This window comes from Paracoccus sp. J55, from assembly GCF_000513975.1.
Lineage (GTDB): Bacteria > Pseudomonadota > Alphaproteobacteria > Rhodobacterales > Rhodobacteraceae > Paracoccus.
In genome coordinates this window covers 41,636-59,612 of sequence record NZ_AZVA01000002.1, presented here as the reverse complement: position 1 = coordinate 59,612, position 17,977 = coordinate 41,636, and the positions used below count along the sequence as shown (strand labels likewise).

The following is a 17,977-nucleotide window of genomic DNA, read 5'->3' as shown; positions in this document are numbered from 1 at the left end:
CCGGCGGGCCGTGCCAATTCGGCCTGCCGGCGCGCGGGCGCCGGATGCCTGCCGGGAATGACGATGAGCTTGCCGAAACGCCGTATCCTGACCTTCGTTCTGGCCGCCCTGGGCGGCGCGGCCTTCCTGCTGCTGCATCTGCCGCTGCCCATGCTGCTGGGGCCGATGCTGGCCTGCCTGATCGCGGCGCTGGCCGGTGCGCCCCTGGCCGGGGCCGGCCAGTTCGGCATCTTCATGCGCACCATCCTGGGGGTGGCGGTCGGTGCCTCGATCACGCCCGGCGTGCTGGCGGAGCTGCCGGATGTGGCGGCATCGCTGCTGTTCGTGCCGGGCTTCATCGGCGTGATCGCGCTGGTCGGCTATCCGCTGTTCCGCCGCGCCTTCGGCTTCGACCATGCGACGGCCTGGTATGGCGCCATGCCCGGCGGCTTGCAGGACATGCTGGTCTTTGGCGAAGAGGCCGGGGGCGACATCCGCGCGCTGTCGCTGATCCATGCGACGCGGGTGCTGGTGATCGTCACCGTCGCGCCGCTGATCATGACCGGCTGGTGGGGCGTGGACCTGTCGCAGCCGCCCGGCGCGCCGATGCGCGCCACCGGCGCGGCCGAGATCGCGCTGATGCTCGCCGCCGGGCTGGTGGGCTGGAAGGGGGCCGAGCGGCTGGGCGTCTTCGGCGCCTCGATCCTGGGGCCGATGGTGCTGACGGCGGCGCTGTCGCTGTCGGGCCTGATCACCCATCGCCCGCCGGCCGAGATGATCCAGGCCGCGCAATTCTTCATCGGCATCGCCGTCGGGGTGAAATATGCCGGCATCACCCTGCGCGAGCTGCGGCTGCATGTCACGGCGGGGCTGGTCTATGCGCTGCTGCTGGCCGCGATCAGCCTGGTCTTCATCGAGGTGATCGTGCATCTGCGGCTGGCGCCGGGGCTCGACGCCTTTCTGGCCTTCCTGCCGGGCGGGCAGGCCGAGATGGTGGTGATCGCGCTGATCGCCGGGGCGGACCTGGCCTATGTGGTCAGCCATCACCTGCTGCGCATGGTCATCGTCATCGTGCTGGGGCCGGTGGTGGGCAAGGTCCTGGGCCGGCGCATCTAGGCCCCGTGCCGCAACCAGAGGAGGAGGAGACGCATGAGCCATCGCATCCTGAAAGCCGCCGACCATCGCCGCATGCCGTGGAAGAACGGCCGCGGCGAGACGGTCGAGATCGCGGTTTACCCTGAAGGCGCGGGTCTGGCCGATTTCGGCTGGCGCGTCAGCATGGCGGGCGTGACCGAGGACGGCGATTTCTCGCTCTTTCCGCAGATCGACCGCACGCTGGCGGTGCTGACCGGCGAGGGGATCGAGCTGCAGGTGCAGGGGCAGCCCACGCAGCGGCTGACCCCGGAAGCCGAGCCGCTGGCCTTTCCGGCGGATGTGCCGAGCTCGGCGCGGCTGCTGGCGGGGCCGATCACCGACCTGAACGTGATGACCCGGCGCGGCGCCTTCACGCATCGGCTGGTGCGGTCGACCGAGGCGGACGGGGGCGCGGCGGAATGGCGGCTGCTGCTGGCGACCGCGCCGGTGGTGCTGGATTTCGCAGGCGAAACCGTGGTGCTGGAGCCGCTCGATGCGCTGTTCTGCGAAGGCCCCGAGGCGGCGCTGCCCCTTGGCCCGGTCCCGGATGCCTGGCTGATCGAGATCGACCGCGCCTAGTCCCGGCGGTTGCCGAGCAGCAGGTCGCGGCCGGCGAACAGGCCGCCGACGCATTCCATCTGAAACCGCTCCATGTCGCGGCCGCGGATCTCGGCCATGACCTCCTCGACCTCGTCCGGGTCGTCGCCAAGCTGCAGCAGCGCCTCGCGGCCCATGGCGAAGGCGCTTTCCAGCGTCTCGCGCAGCTGATAGTCGGCGCCGGCCTCGACCAGTTCCCGCGCATGTTCGCGGTCGAAGGCGCGGGCGATGACCGGAACCAGCGGGAATTCGTGCTTGACCAGCGCGACGATGCGGGTGGTGGCCTGGCGGTCGCCGGGCACGGCGACGATCAGGCTGGCATTGCCGGCCCCGGCGGCGTGCAGGATGTCCAGCCGCGCGCCGTCGCCATACCAGACCTTGAAGCCGAATTCGTCGGCATCGCGGATGGTTTGCGGATCGCTTTCGATGATCGAGATGGAATGCCCGCGCGCGATCAGCGGCTGGCTGACGATCTGGCCCATGCGGCCGAAGCCGATCATCAGCACCCGCGCCTCCAGCCCCTCGGCCGCCTCGACCCCGTCGAGCGAGGGGGCGGGTTTCGGCGCCAGCCGGTCGTGCAGGATGATCATCAGCGGCGTCAGCACCATCGAGACGATGACGATGGCGGTCAGCACGGCATTGTCCTGGCCGCTGATGATGCCGAACTGCATGGCGCTGGAATACAGCACGAAGGCGAACTCGCCGCCCTGCGCCATCAGCACCGCGCGCTCCAGCGCCTCGGCGCGGCTGGCGCGCAGCACCCGGCCGACGGTATAGATCACCAGCATCTTCAGCAGCATATAGGCCGGCACGCAGATCGCGATCAGCGCCCAGTTGGCGGCGATGATCCGCAGGTCCAGCGCCATGCCGACGCCCAGGAAGAACAGGCCCAGCAGCAGGCCGCGAAAGGGTTCGACATCCGCCTCGAGCTGGTGGCGGAAGCTGGATTCCGACAGCAGCACCCCGGCCAGGAAGGCGCCCATCGCCATGGACAGCCCGCCCCATTGCATCAGCAGCGCCGCGCCCAGCACCACCAGAAGCGCGGCGGCGGCCATCACCTCGCGCCCGCCGAACCGGGCAAGCAGGCCGAACAGCGGGTTCAGCAGATAGCGCCCGGCCGCCACCAGCACGGCGATGCAGCCCAGCCCGACGGCGATGCCCAGAAGGCGCTGGGGCAGGGTCACTTCCTCGCCTCCCGGCGCGAGAAAGGCGACCAGCGCCAGCAGCGGCACGATGGCCAGGTCCTCGAACAGCAGGATGGCGATGATGCGGCGGCCCTTGGGCAGCGCCATCTCGCCCCGCTCGGCCAGCATCTGCATGACGATGGCGGTCGAGGTCAGCACGAATCCGGTCCCCGAGACGAAGCTGGCGGCGACCGGAAAGCCGAGCGCCAGCCCGACGCAGGTCAGCGCCGCGATGGCCAGCAGCACCTGGGCAAGGCCCAGCACGAAGATCTCGCCCCGCATCGCCCAAAGCCGCGAGGGCTGCATCTCCAGCCCGATCACGAACAGGAACAGCACCACGCCCAGCTCGGCGACATGGATGATCGCCTGCGGGTCGTGGAAAAAGCCCAGCCCGAAGGGCCCGATCGCCAGTCCCGCCGCCAGATAGCCCAGCACCGAGCCCAGCCCCATCCGGCGAAACAGCGGCACCGCCAGAACCGCCGCCGCCAGCAGCACGACCACGCTCAGCAGCGGCACCCCGCCGCCATGTGCCGCCGCCCCGGCGGCGGCCGTCACCTCTGTCGCCATCCGTCCCCCGTTCGCGCTGGTTTCCGGGGCAAAGCCTATACCCCGTCCCCGCGATCACAAAGCCCCCCGCTCAGCGCCAGCCGAGCGCGGGCGCGACGTGTTTCAGCACCGCCTCGATCACATGGGCGTTGTAATCGACGCCCAGCTGGTTCGGCACGGTCAAGAGCAGCGTGTCGGCCTCGGCGATGGCCTCGTCCTCGCGCAGCTCCTCGACCAGCCGGTCCGGCTCGCCGGTATAGCCGCGGCCGAAGATCGAGCGGGTCTCCTCGATGAAGCCGATCTGGTCGCCTTCCTTGCCGCCGCGGCCGAAATACATCCGGTCGCGGTCGTCCATCAGCGGAAAGATCGAGCGGCTGACCGAAACCCGCGGCGCGCGCTCGTGCCCCGCCGCCGCCCAGGCCTCGCGATAGGCGCGGATCTGCTCGGCCTGCTGGATGTGGAAGGGCTTGCCGTTCTCGTCCGTCTTGAGGGTCGAGCTTTGCAGATGCATGCCCAGCTGCGCCGCCCAGCGGGCGGTGGCGTTCGAGGCCGCGCCCCACCAGATGCGGTCGCGCAGGCCCGGCGAATGCGGCTCGATCCGCAGCAGGCCGGGCGGGTTCGGGAACATCGGCCGCGGGTTCGGCCGGGCGAAGCCGTGCCCCTCGATCACGTTCAGGAACACCTCGGCATGGCGGCGCGCCATGTCGGCGTCGCTTTCCCCCTCGGCCGGGGAATAGCCGAAATAGCGCCAGCCCTCGATCACCTGCTCGGGCGAGCCGCGCGAGATGCCAAGCTGCAGCCGCCCCTGCGCGATCAGGTCGGCCGCCCCGGCATCCTCGGCCATATACAGCGGGTTTTCATAGCGCATGTCGATGACCGCCGTGCCGATCTCGATGCGGCTGGTGCGCGCCCCCACCGCCGCCAGCAGCGGGAAGGGCGAGGCGAGCTGGCGGGCATAGTGATGGACGCGGAAATAGGCGCCGTCCGCGCCCAGTTCCTCGGCGGCGACGGCCAGCTCGATGGATTGCAGCAGCACGTCCTGGGCGCTGCGGGCCTGCGAGGCGGGCTCGTCCGACCAATGGCCGAAGGACAGGAAGCCGATCTTCTTCACGCCAGGTTTCATCAGGGGGCGACCTTTGGGGTTGTGGGTTCCCGGGATATGGGGTCGCGGCGGCCCGATCCCCAGCCCGCCTGCCAGGCCGGGCTGTGCAGTTCCGCGGCCAGATGGTCGATGAAGCGGCGCAGCTTGGCCGGCATGGGCTGGACTGGCGGCCAGACCGCGACGATGGGCAGCGGCCTGGTGCCGAAGCCGGTCAGCACCCGTTCCAGCCGCCCCTCGGCCAGCGCGGGCGCGACGATGAAGCCGGGCAGGATGGCCAGCCCCAGCCCCTCGATGGCCATGTCGCGGATCGCCTCGCCGTTGTTCATCGACAGCCGCCCCTGCACCAGGGGCGAAACGAAGCGGTCGCGGTCCTGGAACTGCCAGAGCTGGCTGTTCGGCAGGTGGCTGTAGCCGATCACCTCATGCTCGCGCAGGTCGGCCAGGGACTGCGGGCGGCCCCTGCGGTCCAGATAGGCGGGGCTGGCGCAGGCGACGCTTTCATCCTCGCACAGCTTGCGCTGCATCAGCGCCTTGTCGCGCATCTTGCCGATGCGGATGCCGATGTCGAAGCCCTCGCGCGCCAGGTCGCGGCTGCGGTCGTCGTAATCGACGCTGATCTCCAGCTCGGGGTTCTGGGCGGCGAAGCGGGCGATGATCGGCCCCAGATGCAGCACGCCGAAGCTCATCGGCGCGGCGATGGACAGGCTGCCGCGCAGCGGCGCCAGCCCGTCCATGTCCCAGGCGGTGCTTTCGGCAGCCGCGACCAGCTCGGCCAGCGCCGGGCGCAGCCGCTCGGCCAGGCGCAGCGCCGCCTCGGTGGGGGTGATGCGGCCGGCATTGCGGCGAAACAGCGCCGCGCCCAGCGTCGCCTCCAGGTCGGTGATGCGCTTGCTGACCACGGATTTCGACAGGTTCAGCCGCGCGGCGGCGGCGGTGACGGTGCCCAGCTCCATCACCGTCAGGAAGGTTTCCAGATCGTTCAGGTCGTAACGCATGGCCCGAGCTTACCCGGTCCCGCGCCGTTCGCAATCGGCGAACGCAAGGTTCGCGGCCGCTCCGGTGGCGGAAACGGCCGCGATGCCCGATATTGATGCCAAGAGAGAAAGGAGGCCCATCATGGAGCTGACCGGAATTCACCACCTGACGGCGATCACCGCCGATGCGCCCGGCAACAAGCGGTTCTATACCGACACGCTGGGGCTGCGGCTGGTCAAGAAGACCGTCAACCAGGACGACACCAGCGCCTATCACCTGTTCTATGCCGACGGGCTGGCCCGGCCCGGCACCGACCTGACCTTCTTCGACTGGCCGGCGGCGCCCGAGCGGCGCGGCACCCATTCGATCAGCCGCACCGGGCTGCGGGTCGCCGGCGACAGCCTCGACTACTGGGCCGGGCGGCTTGCGGATCGCGGCCTGACCCTGGGGCGGATCGCCGAGATCGACACCCGCGCCAGCCTCGATTTCGAGGACCCCGAGGGCCAGCGTTTCCGCCTGACCGCGGATGCGCCCGATGCCGAGCCCGCGCCCTGGGCGAAAAGCCCGGTGCCGGTGCAGCACCAGATCCACGGGCTGGGGCCGATCACCATCTCGGTGCCGGACCTGGCCCCGACCGAGTCGGTGCTGACCCGGGTGATGGGCATGCGCAAGGTCCGCGACTATGCCAGCCCCGACGGGCATGGCACGGTTCATGTCTACGAGATGGGCCGCGGCGGCCCCGCGGCCGAGCTGCATGTCGCGGTCCAGCCCGACCTGCCCACGGCGCGCCAAGGCGCGGGCGGGGTGCATCATGTCGCCTTCCGCGTGCCCGACAAGCCGGCCATTCACGAATGGGCCAAGCGGCTGACCGGGATGCGGGTGCCCAATTCGGGCGAGGTCGAGCGTTACTATTTCCGCTCGCTCTATTTCCGCGAGCCGGGCGGCAACCTGTTCGAGATCGCCAGCGACGAGCCCGGCTTCGCCGTAGACGAGCCGCTGGAGAGCCTGGGCGAGACGCTGTCCCTGCCGCCCTTCCTGGAAGGGCAGCGCGCGCAGATCGAGGCGCGGCTGAAGCCGCTGGACTGAGCCCTGCCGAACCGAAGGAAAGGCCGCCGGAGCGATCCGGCGGCCTTTTCCCTGCGCGCGGGAATCCGCCAGCAGCCGGCGGGCCTGTTGCCGCATCGGCGATTTCGCCCCATGCTCCCGACCGCGGCAGGACGGAAGGGAGCGACACGGCATGAGCCAGCCGGAAACGGAACAGCCCGCCTCGCAGCTGATCGATGCGCGGATCAAGGAACTGGGCGATTGGCGCGGCGAGACCCTGGCGCGGCTGCGCACCCTGATCCACGAGGCCGATCCCGAGGTGGTCGAGGAATGGAAATGGCGCGGCGTGCCGGTCTGGTCGCATGACGGCATCCTCTGCACCGGCGAGACCTACAGGCAGGTGGTCAAGATGACCTTCGCCAAGGGCGCGGCGCTGGAAGATCCCGCGGGCCTGTTCAACGCCAGCCTGGAGGGCAATACCCGCCGCGCCATCGACCTGCGCGAGGGCGACCGGATCGATGCCGGGGCGCTGAAGGCGCTGATCCGCGCCGCCGTGGCGCTGAACACGGCCAGCAAGAAAAAGGGGCGGTCGAAGTGACCGCCCCCCTGCGCTGCGTGACCCGGATGCCTCAGGCGGTCCTGGCGCGCTGCGCCATGGTCGCTTCGGCCCACCAGCGCAATTCGTCCAGCATGGCGTTCAGCGCCGGCAGCAGGTTCGCCTCGACCTCGGCCATCTCGCCATTGGCGCCCAGCGGCGAGACCTTGAAGAAATCGCCGCCGCCCAGATGCACGGCATTGCGCAGCGGCACCATCTGCAATTCGACGGCGATGCCGCGCAGGTGCTCGATGGCGCGGGCGGCGCCGACGCCGCCATAGCCCATGGCCGCCGCCGGCTTGTGGTTCCACTCCTTGTAGGCCTGGTCCAGCGCGTTCTTCAGCGAACCGCTGACCGAATGGTTGTATTCCGAGGTCAGGAAGACATAGCCGTCGAACCCGGCCAGCTTCTGCTGCCATTTCACCGCCCGCGGGTCCTGCGACGGCACCCAGAGGTTCGAGGCGACCTCGTCGAACAGCGGCAGGTCGTAATCGCGCAGGTCCACCAGCTCGAAGCTCATGTCCTCGCGCTTTTGCGCGTTTTCCAGCAGCCAGGCGGCGGGCTTGTCGGCAAAGCGCGCGGCGCGGGTCGAGCCGATGATGATGGCGATATGCGGCTTCTTGCTCATGGGGTCAGGTCCTTCGTGATGGTCTTGCAGGCCGTCGCGGCCTCGGGATCGGATGTCGTGCCCTCAAACTGGCCCTCGCGGGGCTTTCGGGCAAGCCAACCGGAATCGGAAGCGGCGTTCGAAAATCGGAAACAAGTCCTCGGAAAGGAACGGGCGGGCCTCGCGACCCGCCTGTCCGCCTTCTCTGTTTGCCAAATACCCATGCGGCAGCGCGGAGGGTCGCCGCGCTGCCGGTCCGGCCCTCAGCCGCGGCCCAGCCAGTCGGCGGCCAGCGTCAGGTCCTCGGGCTGAAGCTCGTGCCCCGCCTCGACGGCCCGCGCTTCCAGCGCCGCGCCGCCGTCCTGCAAGGCGCGCTCCAGCGCCGGGGCCATGCGGGCGAAGGGATCGCGGGCGCCGGTCAGCATCAGCACCCGGCTGCCGGCCAGGGCCTGCGGCTCCAGCGCCGGCGGCTCCTCCAGCACCTGCACGGCGCGCAGCAGAACCGCGCGGCCGATCAGGCCGGGATGCAGCTGCATGACCGCGCCCAGCAGGTTCGCGCCGTTGGAATAGCCCAGATAGGCCAGCGCCGCGGGGTCCAGCCCGTAGGCCCGCGCCGCCTCGTCGATGAAGCCGGCAAAGGCCCCGGCCTCGGCGCGGACATCGGTCTGGTCATAGGTCACCGCGTCAAAGCGGCGGAACCAGCGATTGATGCCTTCCTCGGTCGAGCGGCCGCGGACGCCCAGCAGCGTGGCGCGGGGCGCGATCCGATGCGCCAGCGGCATCAGGTCGGATTCGTTGCCGCCGGTGCCGTGCAGCAGGACGATGGTGCTGCCGTCCGGGTTTTCCGGCCGGTGGAAACGGTGGATGAAATGCAGATCGCGCATCGGGCTCCTTTCCTCGCCCGGCAGGGCGAATTGCGGCAGGATCACGCGCAGGTCCTCGGCGCGGGCCGCGTCATGGGGCGGGACGAACAGCGTCTCGCCCAAGTGCTCGGCCGCCTCGTCCACGGTGAACCCGGGGGCGTCGGTGGCATATTCCAGCAGCGTCCCCGCCGGCTCGCGTACATAGAGCGACAGGAAATATTTCCGGTCATGCACGCTGGTCGCGTCGGTATCCTGCAGCGCCAGCCGCATCCGGCGCACGGCATCGGCGTCCGGCGCCCGGAAGGCGACGTGATCCAGGATGCCGGTGCCGGGAATGCCCGGAAAGAAGCCGGTGGCGTCGCGGATGTCGACGACATCCGTGTCGGATTCCATGCGCTGCACCGCGCCCTCGGCCGCGCCGGGGCGATAGCCGAAGCGGGTCAGGAAATCGCGCGTTGCCGCGGGCTGCTCGGTCAGGATGGTGAAGCCGCGCAGCCGCGTCGGCGCGATCGGATCGGGCAGGGGTGCCGCGGCCGGCAGCTCCGCCCCCACCAGCTTGACGATCACGCCGTCGGGATCCTTGAGGCGCAGCACCGTCTCGCTCCGCTCGCGCAGCGGTCCCTCGACCGGCACGCGCGCGGTCATGGCGCGGGTCAGCCAGTCGCCGATGCTTTGGGGCGGCACGGCCAGCGCGATCTCGGCAACCTGGCCATGGCCGACCCGGCCCGGCGCCCCGTCCTCCCACACCAGGAAGGTGACGAGCGAGCCGGGCGAGCCGAGCGCGTCGCCATAGAACAGGTGCAGTTGCTCGGCATCCTCGAAGCCGCCGGTGCGCTTGACCAGCCGCAGGCCCAGGAAGCCGGCGTAGAAATCGACATTGGCCTGCACCCGGCGGGTGATGCCGGTGACGTGATGGATGCCGGTGGGCATGGGTCTATCTCCTTATGCGCCCTCTTCGCGGGCAAGGACGGTCTGCACGGCCGGATCGGCCGCGATGCGGTCATGCAGGGCCTGCACATTGGCCCAGCCATCGGTCCCCTCGGGCAGCAGCTTCGCCGCCCAACGCAGCATCGGAAAGGCATAGGCGTCGATCACCGAGCGGCGGCCCAGGATCCAGTCGCGCCCCTCCAGATGCGCGTCCAGCAGCGCCAGCCGCTTGCGGACCAGCTTGCGCGCGGCCTCCTGCACCGCCTCGCGGTCGGCCTGCTCGCGGCTGGTGGTATAGCGCTGCGGCGTGAACAGCGGAAAGAAGGCCGGATGCAGGTCGCCGGTGAAGAAGCTCGACCAGCGGTCGAGTTCCGCCTGTGCCCGCAGGTCGTCGCCGCCGGCCAGATCGGCCTTGGGATGCTTGCGCGCCAGGTGGTGCAGGATCGCGCCCGCCTGGGTCAGGATCCAGCCGTCATCCTCGCGCAGCACCGGCACGGCGCCGGCCGGGTTCACCGCCAGCAGTTCGGCCGAGCCGAATTCGACCGCCACCGCCTGATAGGGCGCGCGGGTCCATTCCAGCACGATATGGGGCGCGAGCGAGCAGGCGCCGGCATGGTAGAACAGGGTGGGCATGAAATCCTCCGTCTTGCGATGCGTCCAAGATAGCGCCGCGCCGCGTTTCCCCAACCGGCAAAGCCGGGAACGCGGCGTTCTGCACTGTCGAACGCGCCGGGCGGAGGATCGGTTCAGGCGCTGTGCGCCCCCCGGGCAAGATCGGCGACGAAGGACAGGATCTCGGGCACCGGCCGGCCCTCGCCGATCAGCTTGACGATGGCCGAACCCACGACGCAGCCATCGGCCACGCCCGCGACCGCCTGCGCCGCCTCGGGGGTCGAGATGCCGAAGCCCACCACGACCGGCAGTTTCGCGCTGGCGCGGATGCGGGCCACCTCGGGCGCGACCTCGGCCGCGTTCGCCGCAGGACCGCCGGTGATGCCCGTGACCGAGACGTAATAGACGAAGCCCGAGGTGTTCTTCACCACCGCCGGCAGGCGGCGGTCGTCGGTGGTCGGCGTTGCCAGGCGGATGAAGTTCAGCCCGGCCTCGCGCGCCGGCAGGCACAGCTCGGCATCCTCCTCGGGCGGCAGGTCGACGACGATCAGCCCGTCTACCCCGGCCGCGGCGGCCTCGGACAGGAAGCGGTCGACACCGCCCGCGCGGGCATAGATCGGGTTGTAATAGCCCATCAGAACGATCGGCGTGGCGTTGTCGGTTTCGCGAAAGGCGCGCACCATGTCCAGCACCCGGCTGACGCTGCCGCCCGCCGCCAGCGCCCGCTGGCCCGCCGCCTGGATGGTGGCGCCGTCGGCCATCGGGTCGGTGAAGGGCATGCCCAGCTCGATGACGTCCACGCCCGCGCCGGGCAGGCCGCGCATGATCTGCAGCGAGGTGTCGAAATCCGGGTCGCAGCCCATCATGTAGGCGACGAAGGCCTTGCCGCCGGTTTCGGCCAGCCGCGCGAAAGTGTCGTCGATTCTGCTCATGCGCCCCGTTCCCTCTTGTTCCGCCCAGCCCTAGCCCGCGCCCGGGGCAAGATCAACGGCCCGCCACTGGACTCGGGCGACGCCGCCCCATAATAAGCGCGGAAATCCGGGAAAAGGGGTGCATCATGGGCTTTCGCATGGGGATCGTCGGCCTGCCGAACGTGGGCAAATCGACGCTGTTCAACGCGCTGACGAAAACCGCCGCCGCGCAGGCCGCGAACTTCCCCTTCTGCACCATCGAGCCGAACGTGGGCGAGGTCGCCGTGCCCGATCCGCGGCTGGACAAGCTGGCCGAGATCGCGGGCAGCAAGCAGATCATCCCGACCCGCATCACCTTCGTCGACATCGCCGGGCTGGTGAAGGGCGCGAGCAAGGGCGAGGGCCTGGGCAACCAGTTCCTGGCCAATATCCGCGAGGTCGATGCCATCGCCCATGTCCTGCGCTGCTTCGAGGATGGCGACGTCACCCATGTCGAGGGCCGCGTCGATCCCATCGCCGATGCCGAGACCATCGAGACCGAGCTGATGATCGCCGACCTGGAATCCGTCGAGCGGCGGCTGGCCAATATCCAGCGCAAGCTGAAGGGCGGCGACAAGGAGGCCGTGGCGCAGGAAAAGCTGCTCAGGGCCGCGCAGGCGGCGCTGGAATCCGGCAAGCCCGCCCGGACCGTGCAGGTCGCGGACGAGGACCGGAAAGCCTGGGACATGCTGCAGCTGCTGACCGCCAAGCCGGTTCTGTTCGTCTGCAATGTCGAGGAAGACAAGGCCGCCACCGGCAACAGCCAGTCCGAGCGCGTGGCGCAGATGGCGGCCGAGCAGGGCGCCGGCCATGTGGTGATCTCGGCCCGGATCGAGGAAGAGATCAGCCAGCTTCCCGCCGAGGAAGCGACGATGTTCCTTGAGGAAATGGGCCTGCACGAGGCGGGCCTCGACCGGCTGATCCGCGAGGGCTACAAGCTTCTGGGCCTGGAGACCTATTTCACCGTCGGGCCCAAGGAAGCGCGCGCCTGGACCATCCACAAGGGCACGCTGGCCCCGCAGGCGGCGGGCGTGATCCATGGCGATTTCGAGCGCGGCTTCATCCGCGCCGAAACCATCGCCTATGACGACTACGTCACCTACAGGGGCGAGGCCGGCGCGCGCGAGGCCGGCAAGTTCCGCGTCGAGGGCAAGTCCTACGAGGTCAAGGACGGCGACGTCCTGCATTTCCTCTTCAACGCCTGATTGCCCGGATTTCCAGAAGACGCCGCCTAGGACCGGTCCTGCAAGGACGGGTCCTGTCGCCGCGCGTCCCCCGGGCCGTTCAGTGCAGGCCGAACTTGCCCATCAGCCGCTTGCGCAGCTGCACGAATTCGGCCGAGTTGCGGTCGCGCGGCCTGGGCAGCTCTACCGGAATCGTCGTCGGGGCCGCGCCGTCGGTGGACAGCACCAGAACCCGGTCCGCCAGGAAGATCGCCTCTTCCAGATCGTGGGTGACCAGGATCGTGGTGACGTTCTCCTCGGCCCAGATGCGGGTCAGCTCTTCCTGCATGGTCAGCTTGGTCATCGCGTCCAGCGCGCCCAGCGGCTCGTCCAGCAGCAGGATCTCGGGGCGGATGGTCAGGGCGCGGGCGATGCCCACGCGCTGCGCCATGCCGCCGGAAAGCTGGCGCGGATAGGCGTTCTGGAAATCGGTCAGGCCGACCAGATGGATGTAATGCCGCGCCTGCTCGCGGGCCCGGGATGCGGGCAGGCCGCGAACGTCCAGCCCGAAGGCCACGTTGTCCAGCACCGTCAGCCAGGGCAGCAGCCGCGGCTCCTGATAGATCACGGCGCGTTCGGTGCCCACGCCCGAGACCGGGCGGCCGTCGATCAGCACCTCGCCCCGGTCCGGGGTCTCCAGCCCGGCCAGCAGCCGCAGCAGCGTGGTCTTGCCGCAGCCGCTGGGGCCGACGATCGCCAGCGCCTCGCCGCTGCGGATATGCAACGAGAGGTCGCGCAGGACCGGCCGCATCGCGCCCTGCAGCGGAAAGGATTTCGACAGGTTGCGCACCGCAACCTCGCCGCGGATGCTGTCGGCCGCCCGGGTCATTTCGCCGCCACCGTGCTGCCCGGCGCGAAGAGCACCTTTTCGGCCGAGAGCTGGCCGGGTTGCAGCTTGCCCTCGCGTTCCAGCACCTCGATCCAGAACTCGACGTCTCGCGGCACGGCGCGGCCGCCCTCGCGCACGCCGAACCCGGCGAAGAAGGCGGCGACGGCGGGATTCTCGCCGCGCTCCTCCAGCGCCCTGGCGATCGCGGCGCGGGTTTCCTCGGGATGCTCGCGGGCATAGTCCAGCGCCCGGGCGGATTGCTCGACATAGGTGCGGGCGGCCTCGGGATGGGCCTCGACCCAGTCGCGCCGCAGCACGGTGAAGCCGCCGGCGATCTCGCCCAGCACGTCGGTGTCGTCGAAGATCGCCCGCAGCCCGCCGGCCTCGCGCGCCACGCCCTCGAAGGTGGTCTGCCAGTAGCCGAAGGCGGCCACGTCGACCTGCCCCGAGCGCAGCACCTGTTCCAGCTGCGGCCCCGGCACCGTCACCAGATTGGCGGCGTTCTGCGCCAGGCCCTTCTGATGCAGGGCCTCGCGCACGGTATAGTCCAGATGCGCGCCCAGCGTGTTCACGGCGACGGTCTTGCCGGGCAGGTCCTCGATGCCTTGGATCGGGCTGTCTTCGAGCACGTAGAAGATCGACTGGACCTGATCGTTGATGCCGTTCGTCGGATAGGCGGCGACGAAATCGTTGCCGCCGGCGATCGAGTTCAGCACCGCCGCGGTCGCCGCGCTGCCGATCTCGATCGAGCCGCCGGCCAGTGCCATCAGCGATTCCGGGCCGCCCGAGGCATAGCCGACGTTTTCCAGCGTGATGCCGGTGCCCTCGAAATAGCCCAGCTCCCAGGCCAGCTCATGGGCGTTCAGCCCGCCATGGCTGGCCATGAAGCGCATGGTGACCTCTTCGGCATGGGCGGCCGTGGACAGAAGCGCGGCAAGGGCAGAGCCCAGGGCGATGCGGGTAAGGGGATGGGTCATCGTTTCGTTTCCTTGGAATTGCGTCGCGAGAAGGGGGTCAGGCCTGGTCCAGCGACCAGCGGCACAGCCGCCGCTGCAGCCAGATCAGCACCGCATTGGCGGCCAGCCCCAGCCCGGCCATCAGGAAGATCGCCGCGAACATCAGCGGAATCTGGAAATTGTACTGGGCATTCATTACCTGAAAGCCGATGCCCTTGTTCGCGCCGATCATCTCGGCCGCGATCAGCAGCAGCAGGGCGGTGGTGGCCGACAGCCGCAGCCCGACGAAGATCGCCGGCACCGAGGCGGGCAGCACGACGCGGCGGAAGATCTGCAACTGGCTGGCGCCGTAGCTGCGCGCCATCTCGATCAGCTTGCGGTCCACCTCCTTCACGCCGCCGATGGTGGCCAGAAGGATCGGGAACAGCGTCGCCCAGAAGATGACAAAGACCTTCGAGGCCTCGCCCAGCCCCAGCAGCAGGATGAAGACCGGATAAAGCGCCAGCGCCGAGGTCTGGCGGAACAGCTGCAGGATCGGGTCCAGCGCGCGCTCGGCCGGGCGCAGCTGGCCCATCAGCAGGCCAAGCGGGATGCCCAGCCCCACGGCGCCGAAAAAGGCCAGCCCGGCGCGCTGCAGGCTGATGGCGATGTCGTCGACCAGCGCCCCGCTGGCCAGCCCCTGCCAAAGCGCGGCCGCGATCCGGTCCAGCGGCGGAAACACCGCCGGGCTGATCCAGCCCAAGGTGCTGGAGAGCTGCCACAGCACCAGGAAAACCAGCACGAGGCCATAGCGGGACAGGAAGCCGGCCACCGGCGGCATGGGCAGGCCGCGGCGCGGGCTGCCGCTGCGGCGGCGGGGCAGGTCCAGGGTTTCCAGGCTCATGGTGCTACTCCGCGGCATTGGCGGCCGCGCGGATGGCGGCGTGCCGGTTGACGGGGAAGGGCAGGCCCAGGTTCTCGCGCAGGGTCCGGCCCTCGTATTCGGTGCGGAACAGGCCGCGGCGCTGCAGTTCGGGAATGACCAGGTCGACGAAATCGCTCAGCCCGGTGGGCAGCCAGGGCGGCAGGATGTTGAACCCGTCCGCGCCCTCGTTCTCGAACCATTCCTGCAGCGTGTCGGCGATCTGCACGGCGCTGCCGATGATGGTGAAATGCCCGCGCGCCGAGGCGATCCATTGGTAGAGCTGGCGGATGGTGAAGCCGTTCTCGTCGGCGATCTGCCGGATCAGCGCCTGGCGCGACTTCATGCCCTCGGTCGGGTCCAGCGGCGGCAGCGGGCCGTCGAGATCCGCCCCGGTCAGGTCCAGCGTGCCGCCGGTCAGCCCCCTGATCAGCGCGGTGCCGTCCTCTTCCAGGATCAGGCTGGTGAGACGCTCGTATTTCTCGCGCGCCTCGGCCTCGGTCCGGCCGACGAAGGGCGCGACGCCGGGCATGATGAGCACATGCCCGGGATTGCGGCCCTGCCCGCGGGCGCGGGCCTTGATGTCGCGATAGAATTCCTGCGCGGTGTCAAGGCGCTGATGGGCGGTGAAGATCACCTCGGCGGTGGCGGCGGCAAGGCCGCGCCCGTCCTCGGACTGGCCCGCCTGCACGATGACCGGATGGCCCTGCGGCGAGCGCGGGACGTTCAGCGGCCCCCTGATCTTGAAATGCTCGCCCTCGTGATCGGTGAAATGCACCTTGCCGGTGTCGAAGAACACGCCGGTTTCCTTGTCGCGGATGAAGGCGTCGTCCTCGAAGCTGTCCCACAGCTTGCGGACCACCTCGACATGCTCGGCCGCGCGGCGATAGCGCCAGGCATGGGGGTGCTGCCGGTCGAGGTTGAAGTTATGCGCCGCGCTTTCCGTGGCGGTGGTCACCACGTTCCAGCCGGCGCGCCCGCCCGAGATCAGGTCGAGCGAGGCGAACTTGCGGGCCAGGTTGTAGGGCTCCTCATAGGTGGTCGAGGCGGTGGCGATGAAGCCCAGGTTGCGGGTCAGCGGCGCCAGCGCCGAGAACAGCGTCACCGGCTCGAACCCGGCGACCTTGGCGTTGCCGCCCTCGATGCCGCCGCCGAAGGCGATGGCCAGGCCGTCGGCCAGGAAATAGGCGTCGAACAGGCCGCGCTCGGCCTCTTGCGCCAGCTTCACATGGAAGTCGAAGCTGGTCGCGCCCTCGGCCGGCTGGTCGGGGTGGCGCCAGGCGGCGATGTGCTGGCCGCCGCCGGGAAGAAAGGCGCCTAGGCGGATCTTGCGGGTCATCTCGTCATCACTCCTTGCTGCGGCCTTGGGCGCGGGGCTTGGTCAGGGCGGTGCTGGGCCGGCCGTCCGGTCCGACCGGAATGTCGCCCTGGATCGTCACCCGGCGCACGACGCGCGGCGCATCGCCGTAGTCGTTCACCGCGACATGCTGGGTGGCGCGGTTGTCCCAGATCACCACGTCGCCGGCCTGCCAGCGCCAGCGCACGGTGTTTTCTGGCGCGGTGACATAGGATTGCAGGATCTCCAGTATCTTCTGCGATTCCTCGCGCGAGAGCCCGGCGATGCGCTGCACGAAGCTGCCCAGCACCAGCACCTTTTCTCCGGTCTCGGGATGGATGCGGACCACGGGGTGCTCGGTCTCGTAGACCTCCGAGGCGAAGACCTCGGCATGGTGCCGCCTGTCGGCCTCCGAGGCCCGGGGGCGTTGCCCGGCATAGTCATAGGCGTTCGAATGCACGGCGCGCAGCCCGTCGGCCAGCACGCGCAGCGGCTCGGGCAGGTCGGAATAGGCGGTGGCGGTATTGGCCCAGATCGTGTCTCCGCCCACCGGCGGGATGACGACCCCGCGCAGCACCGACGCCTTGGGATAGGCCTCGACGAAGGTCACGTCGGTATGCCAGCGATCCGCGCGCCCGCCGCCGCGCCGGGAATCCAGCTCCAGCACCGAATCCGTGCCGGTCACCACCGCCTGGGTCGGATGCGGGACCAGCGCGCCCAGGCGCCGGGCAAAGGATTCTTGCGCCGCATTGTCCAGATGGGTCTGCCCGCGAAAGAACAGCACCTTGTGGCGCAGAAGCAGGGCCTCGATGGCGAGGACGGTTTCTTCCAGCAGGTCGCCGGCAAGGGCGACGCCGCGGATCTCGGCGCCGATGCGCGGGGTGACGGGATGCACCCGCTCGGCGGGGATGGCGAGGCTGAAGGTTTCGTGGCGTGTCATGGGAAATCCTTTCCAAAGCCATGCAGGGGCCGGTCCCGGTCCGGCCGGGCCTTCCTGTCAGGGCTCATGTCTGTCAGTGCGAGGAGGGCGGGCGGCTCAGCGGATGCGACACCGGCGCGGGCCGGCCGGCATGCCGGGCATGGCCGGCATCGCGGGGCGCGTGGCGGGGGCTGGCATTCGGATGGACATGTCCGTCTCCTTATCACGACTGCGTTGGTAGATATTTAGGCTGCTTTGCGGCTTTCGCCGATTCCAAACTTCTCCGGGAAAAGAGAAACGATTGCTCGCAGACCCCCGCTGCGCAGCATGAAATTTCCGCCGACCTTCCGGCAGGTCCGGCCGCCGCGCGGCAGGACCGGCCTGCCGGGAACAGGGGGCGGGGCTTCGTCTCACCCCCGTTCCGGGCCGAAAGAACCGGGCGGACAAGGCCCTGTCGCGGATTTTTGCGGCGCGGGCCGTCCGGGGTTTCCTGAAGCAGGCAGCGACCGGCGTCGCCGGCGCAGGCCGCCCGAATCGGGCCTTGGGCGATGAGCCCGGCTGACCGCGCTGCGCGACGCGTTGCGGCGCATGCTGGATCATTGCGCCAGCCATACCATCGCCGATTGCCGGGTGATCGAAGTTCTGGGCGACCACGCGCTTTGCGCCCAGGACCACGACATGCCGCAAGAGAGGGCATG

The 17,977-nt window shown here is 69.7% G+C and carries 17 protein-coding genes and 1 pseudogene; 6 read left to right on the top strand and 12 right to left on the bottom strand.

Features of this window, described 5'->3' with window-relative positions; genetic code table 11:
* Nucleotides 1-63 precede the first annotated feature (63 nt).
* Together PARJ55_RS0102360 and PARJ55_RS0102355 are read left to right on the top strand one after the other, a co-directional pair.
* Nucleotides 64-1,095, top strand: a complete 1,032-nt coding sequence (locus PARJ55_RS0102360; protein WP_028716166.1) for an AbrB family transcriptional regulator — start codon at nt 64-66, stop codon at nt 1,093-1,095.
* A 33-nt stretch (nt 1,096-1,128) separates the two neighbouring features.
* Nucleotides 1,129-1,692: a HutD family protein gene (locus tag PARJ55_RS0102355; protein ID WP_028711530.1), complete on the top strand. Its 564-nt coding sequence runs from the start codon at nt 1,129-1,131 to the stop codon at nt 1,690-1,692.
* Here PARJ55_RS0102355 and PARJ55_RS0102350 read toward each other — a convergent pair.
* The 3 genes from PARJ55_RS0102350 to PARJ55_RS21385 form a co-directional block, all read right to left on the bottom strand.
* Nucleotides 1,689-3,461 (bottom strand): monovalent cation:proton antiporter-2 (CPA2) family protein, encoded by a 1,773-nt coding sequence (locus tag PARJ55_RS0102350; protein ID WP_028711529.1) that lies wholly within the window; start codon nt 3,459-3,461, stop codon nt 1,689-1,691. The two genes, PARJ55_RS0102355 and PARJ55_RS0102350, sit on opposite strands and share 4 nt — an antisense overlap.
* Before the next feature lie 70 nt (nt 3,462-3,531).
* Nucleotides 3,532-4,551: an LLM class flavin-dependent oxidoreductase gene (locus tag PARJ55_RS0102345; protein ID WP_028711528.1), complete on the bottom strand. Its 1,020-nt coding sequence runs from the start codon at nt 4,549-4,551 to the stop codon at nt 3,532-3,534.
* Nucleotides 4,552-4,562: 11 nt separating this feature from the next.
* Complete coding sequence (locus PARJ55_RS21385; RefSeq protein ID WP_028716167.1) at nt 4,563-5,537, bottom strand: LysR family transcriptional regulator; 975 nt, start codon at nt 5,535-5,537, stop codon at nt 4,563-4,565.
* 121 nt (nt 5,538-5,658) lie between these two features.
* Between PARJ55_RS21385 and PARJ55_RS0102335 the strand changes: the two genes are divergently transcribed.
* Nucleotides 5,659-6,603 (top strand): ring-cleaving dioxygenase, encoded by a 945-nt coding sequence (locus PARJ55_RS0102335; RefSeq protein WP_028711527.1) that lies wholly within the window; start codon nt 5,659-5,661, stop codon nt 6,601-6,603.
* 151 nt (nt 6,604-6,754) lie between these two features.
* On the top strand, nt 6,755-7,159 hold the full coding sequence (locus tag PARJ55_RS0102330) for a DUF1801 domain-containing protein (protein ID WP_028711526.1): 405 nt from the start codon (nt 6,755-6,757) through the stop codon (nt 7,157-7,159).
* A gap of 31 nt (nt 7,160-7,190) precedes the next feature.
* Here PARJ55_RS0102330 and PARJ55_RS0102325 read toward each other — a convergent pair whose 3' ends face one another.
* The 4 genes from PARJ55_RS0102325 to trpA all read right to left on the bottom strand — a co-directional run bounded on the left by PARJ55_RS0102325 (nt 7,191) and on the right by trpA (nt 11,097).
* Nucleotides 7,191-7,784, bottom strand: coding sequence for an NADPH-dependent FMN reductase (locus PARJ55_RS0102325; protein ID WP_028711525.1), 594 nt, complete (start codon nt 7,782-7,784; stop codon nt 7,191-7,193).
* Nucleotides 7,785-8,026: 242 nt separating this feature from the next.
* Nucleotides 8,027-9,556, bottom strand: a complete 1,530-nt coding sequence (locus tag PARJ55_RS0102320) for a VOC family protein (protein ID WP_028711524.1) — start codon at nt 9,554-9,556, stop codon at nt 8,027-8,029.
* A 12-nt stretch (nt 9,557-9,568) separates the two neighbouring features.
* On the bottom strand, nt 9,569-10,186 hold the full coding sequence (locus PARJ55_RS0102315) for a glutathione S-transferase family protein (RefSeq protein ID WP_028711523.1): 618 nt from the start codon (nt 10,184-10,186) through the stop codon (nt 9,569-9,571).
* Nucleotides 10,187-10,299: 113 nt separating this feature from the next.
* The gene (gene trpA, locus PARJ55_RS0102310) at nt 10,300-11,097 is read right to left on the bottom strand and encodes a tryptophan synthase subunit alpha (protein WP_028711522.1); all 798 of its coding nucleotides are present in this window, start codon (nt 11,095-11,097) and stop codon (nt 10,300-10,302) included.
* Between the two features lie 125 nt (nt 11,098-11,222).
* Here trpA and ychF point away from each other — a divergent pair, with 125 nt between their 5' ends.
* The gene (ychF, locus tag PARJ55_RS0102305) at nt 11,223-12,320 is read left to right on the top strand and encodes a redox-regulated ATPase YchF (protein ID WP_028711521.1); all 1,098 of its coding nucleotides are present in this window, start codon (nt 11,223-11,225) and stop codon (nt 12,318-12,320) included.
* 79 nt (nt 12,321-12,399) lie between these two features.
* Here the strand turns inward: ychF and PARJ55_RS0102300 are convergent, their stop codons facing one another.
* From PARJ55_RS0102300 to PARJ55_RS0102280, 5 genes are read right to left on the bottom strand one after another with little or no spacing between them, the layout of a single operon-like run.
* Nucleotides 12,400-13,167: an ABC transporter ATP-binding protein gene (locus PARJ55_RS0102300; protein ID WP_028711520.1), complete on the bottom strand. Its 768-nt coding sequence runs from the start codon at nt 13,165-13,167 to the stop codon at nt 12,400-12,402.
* A complete protein-coding gene (locus PARJ55_RS0102295; RefSeq protein ID WP_028711519.1) occupies nt 13,164-14,144 on the bottom strand; it encodes an ABC transporter substrate-binding protein in 981 nt (326 codons plus the stop codon). The genes PARJ55_RS0102300 and PARJ55_RS0102295 overlap by 4 nt, the downstream gene beginning before the upstream one ends.
* Nucleotides 14,145-14,181: 37 nt before the next feature.
* Nucleotides 14,182-15,006 (bottom strand): ABC transporter permease, encoded by an 825-nt coding sequence (locus tag PARJ55_RS0102290; protein ID WP_028711518.1) that lies wholly within the window; start codon nt 15,004-15,006, stop codon nt 14,182-14,184.
* 4 nt (nt 15,007-15,010) lie between these two features.
* Complete coding sequence (locus PARJ55_RS0102285) at nt 15,011-16,363, bottom strand: LLM class flavin-dependent oxidoreductase (RefSeq protein ID WP_028711517.1); 1,353 nt, start codon at nt 16,361-16,363, stop codon at nt 15,011-15,013.
* 7 nt (nt 16,364-16,370) lie between these two features.
* Complete coding sequence (locus PARJ55_RS0102280; protein ID WP_028711516.1) at nt 16,371-17,300, bottom strand: TauD/TfdA family dioxygenase; 930 nt, start codon at nt 17,298-17,300, stop codon at nt 16,371-16,373.
* Nucleotides 17,301-17,834: 534 nt separating this feature from the next.
* Between PARJ55_RS0102280 and PARJ55_RS24445 the strand changes: the two are divergent.
* A pseudogene (locus PARJ55_RS24445) lies at nt 17,835-17,954 on the top strand (MerR family transcriptional regulator); the annotation flags it as partial.
* Nucleotides 17,955-17,977: the final 23 nt, after the last annotated feature.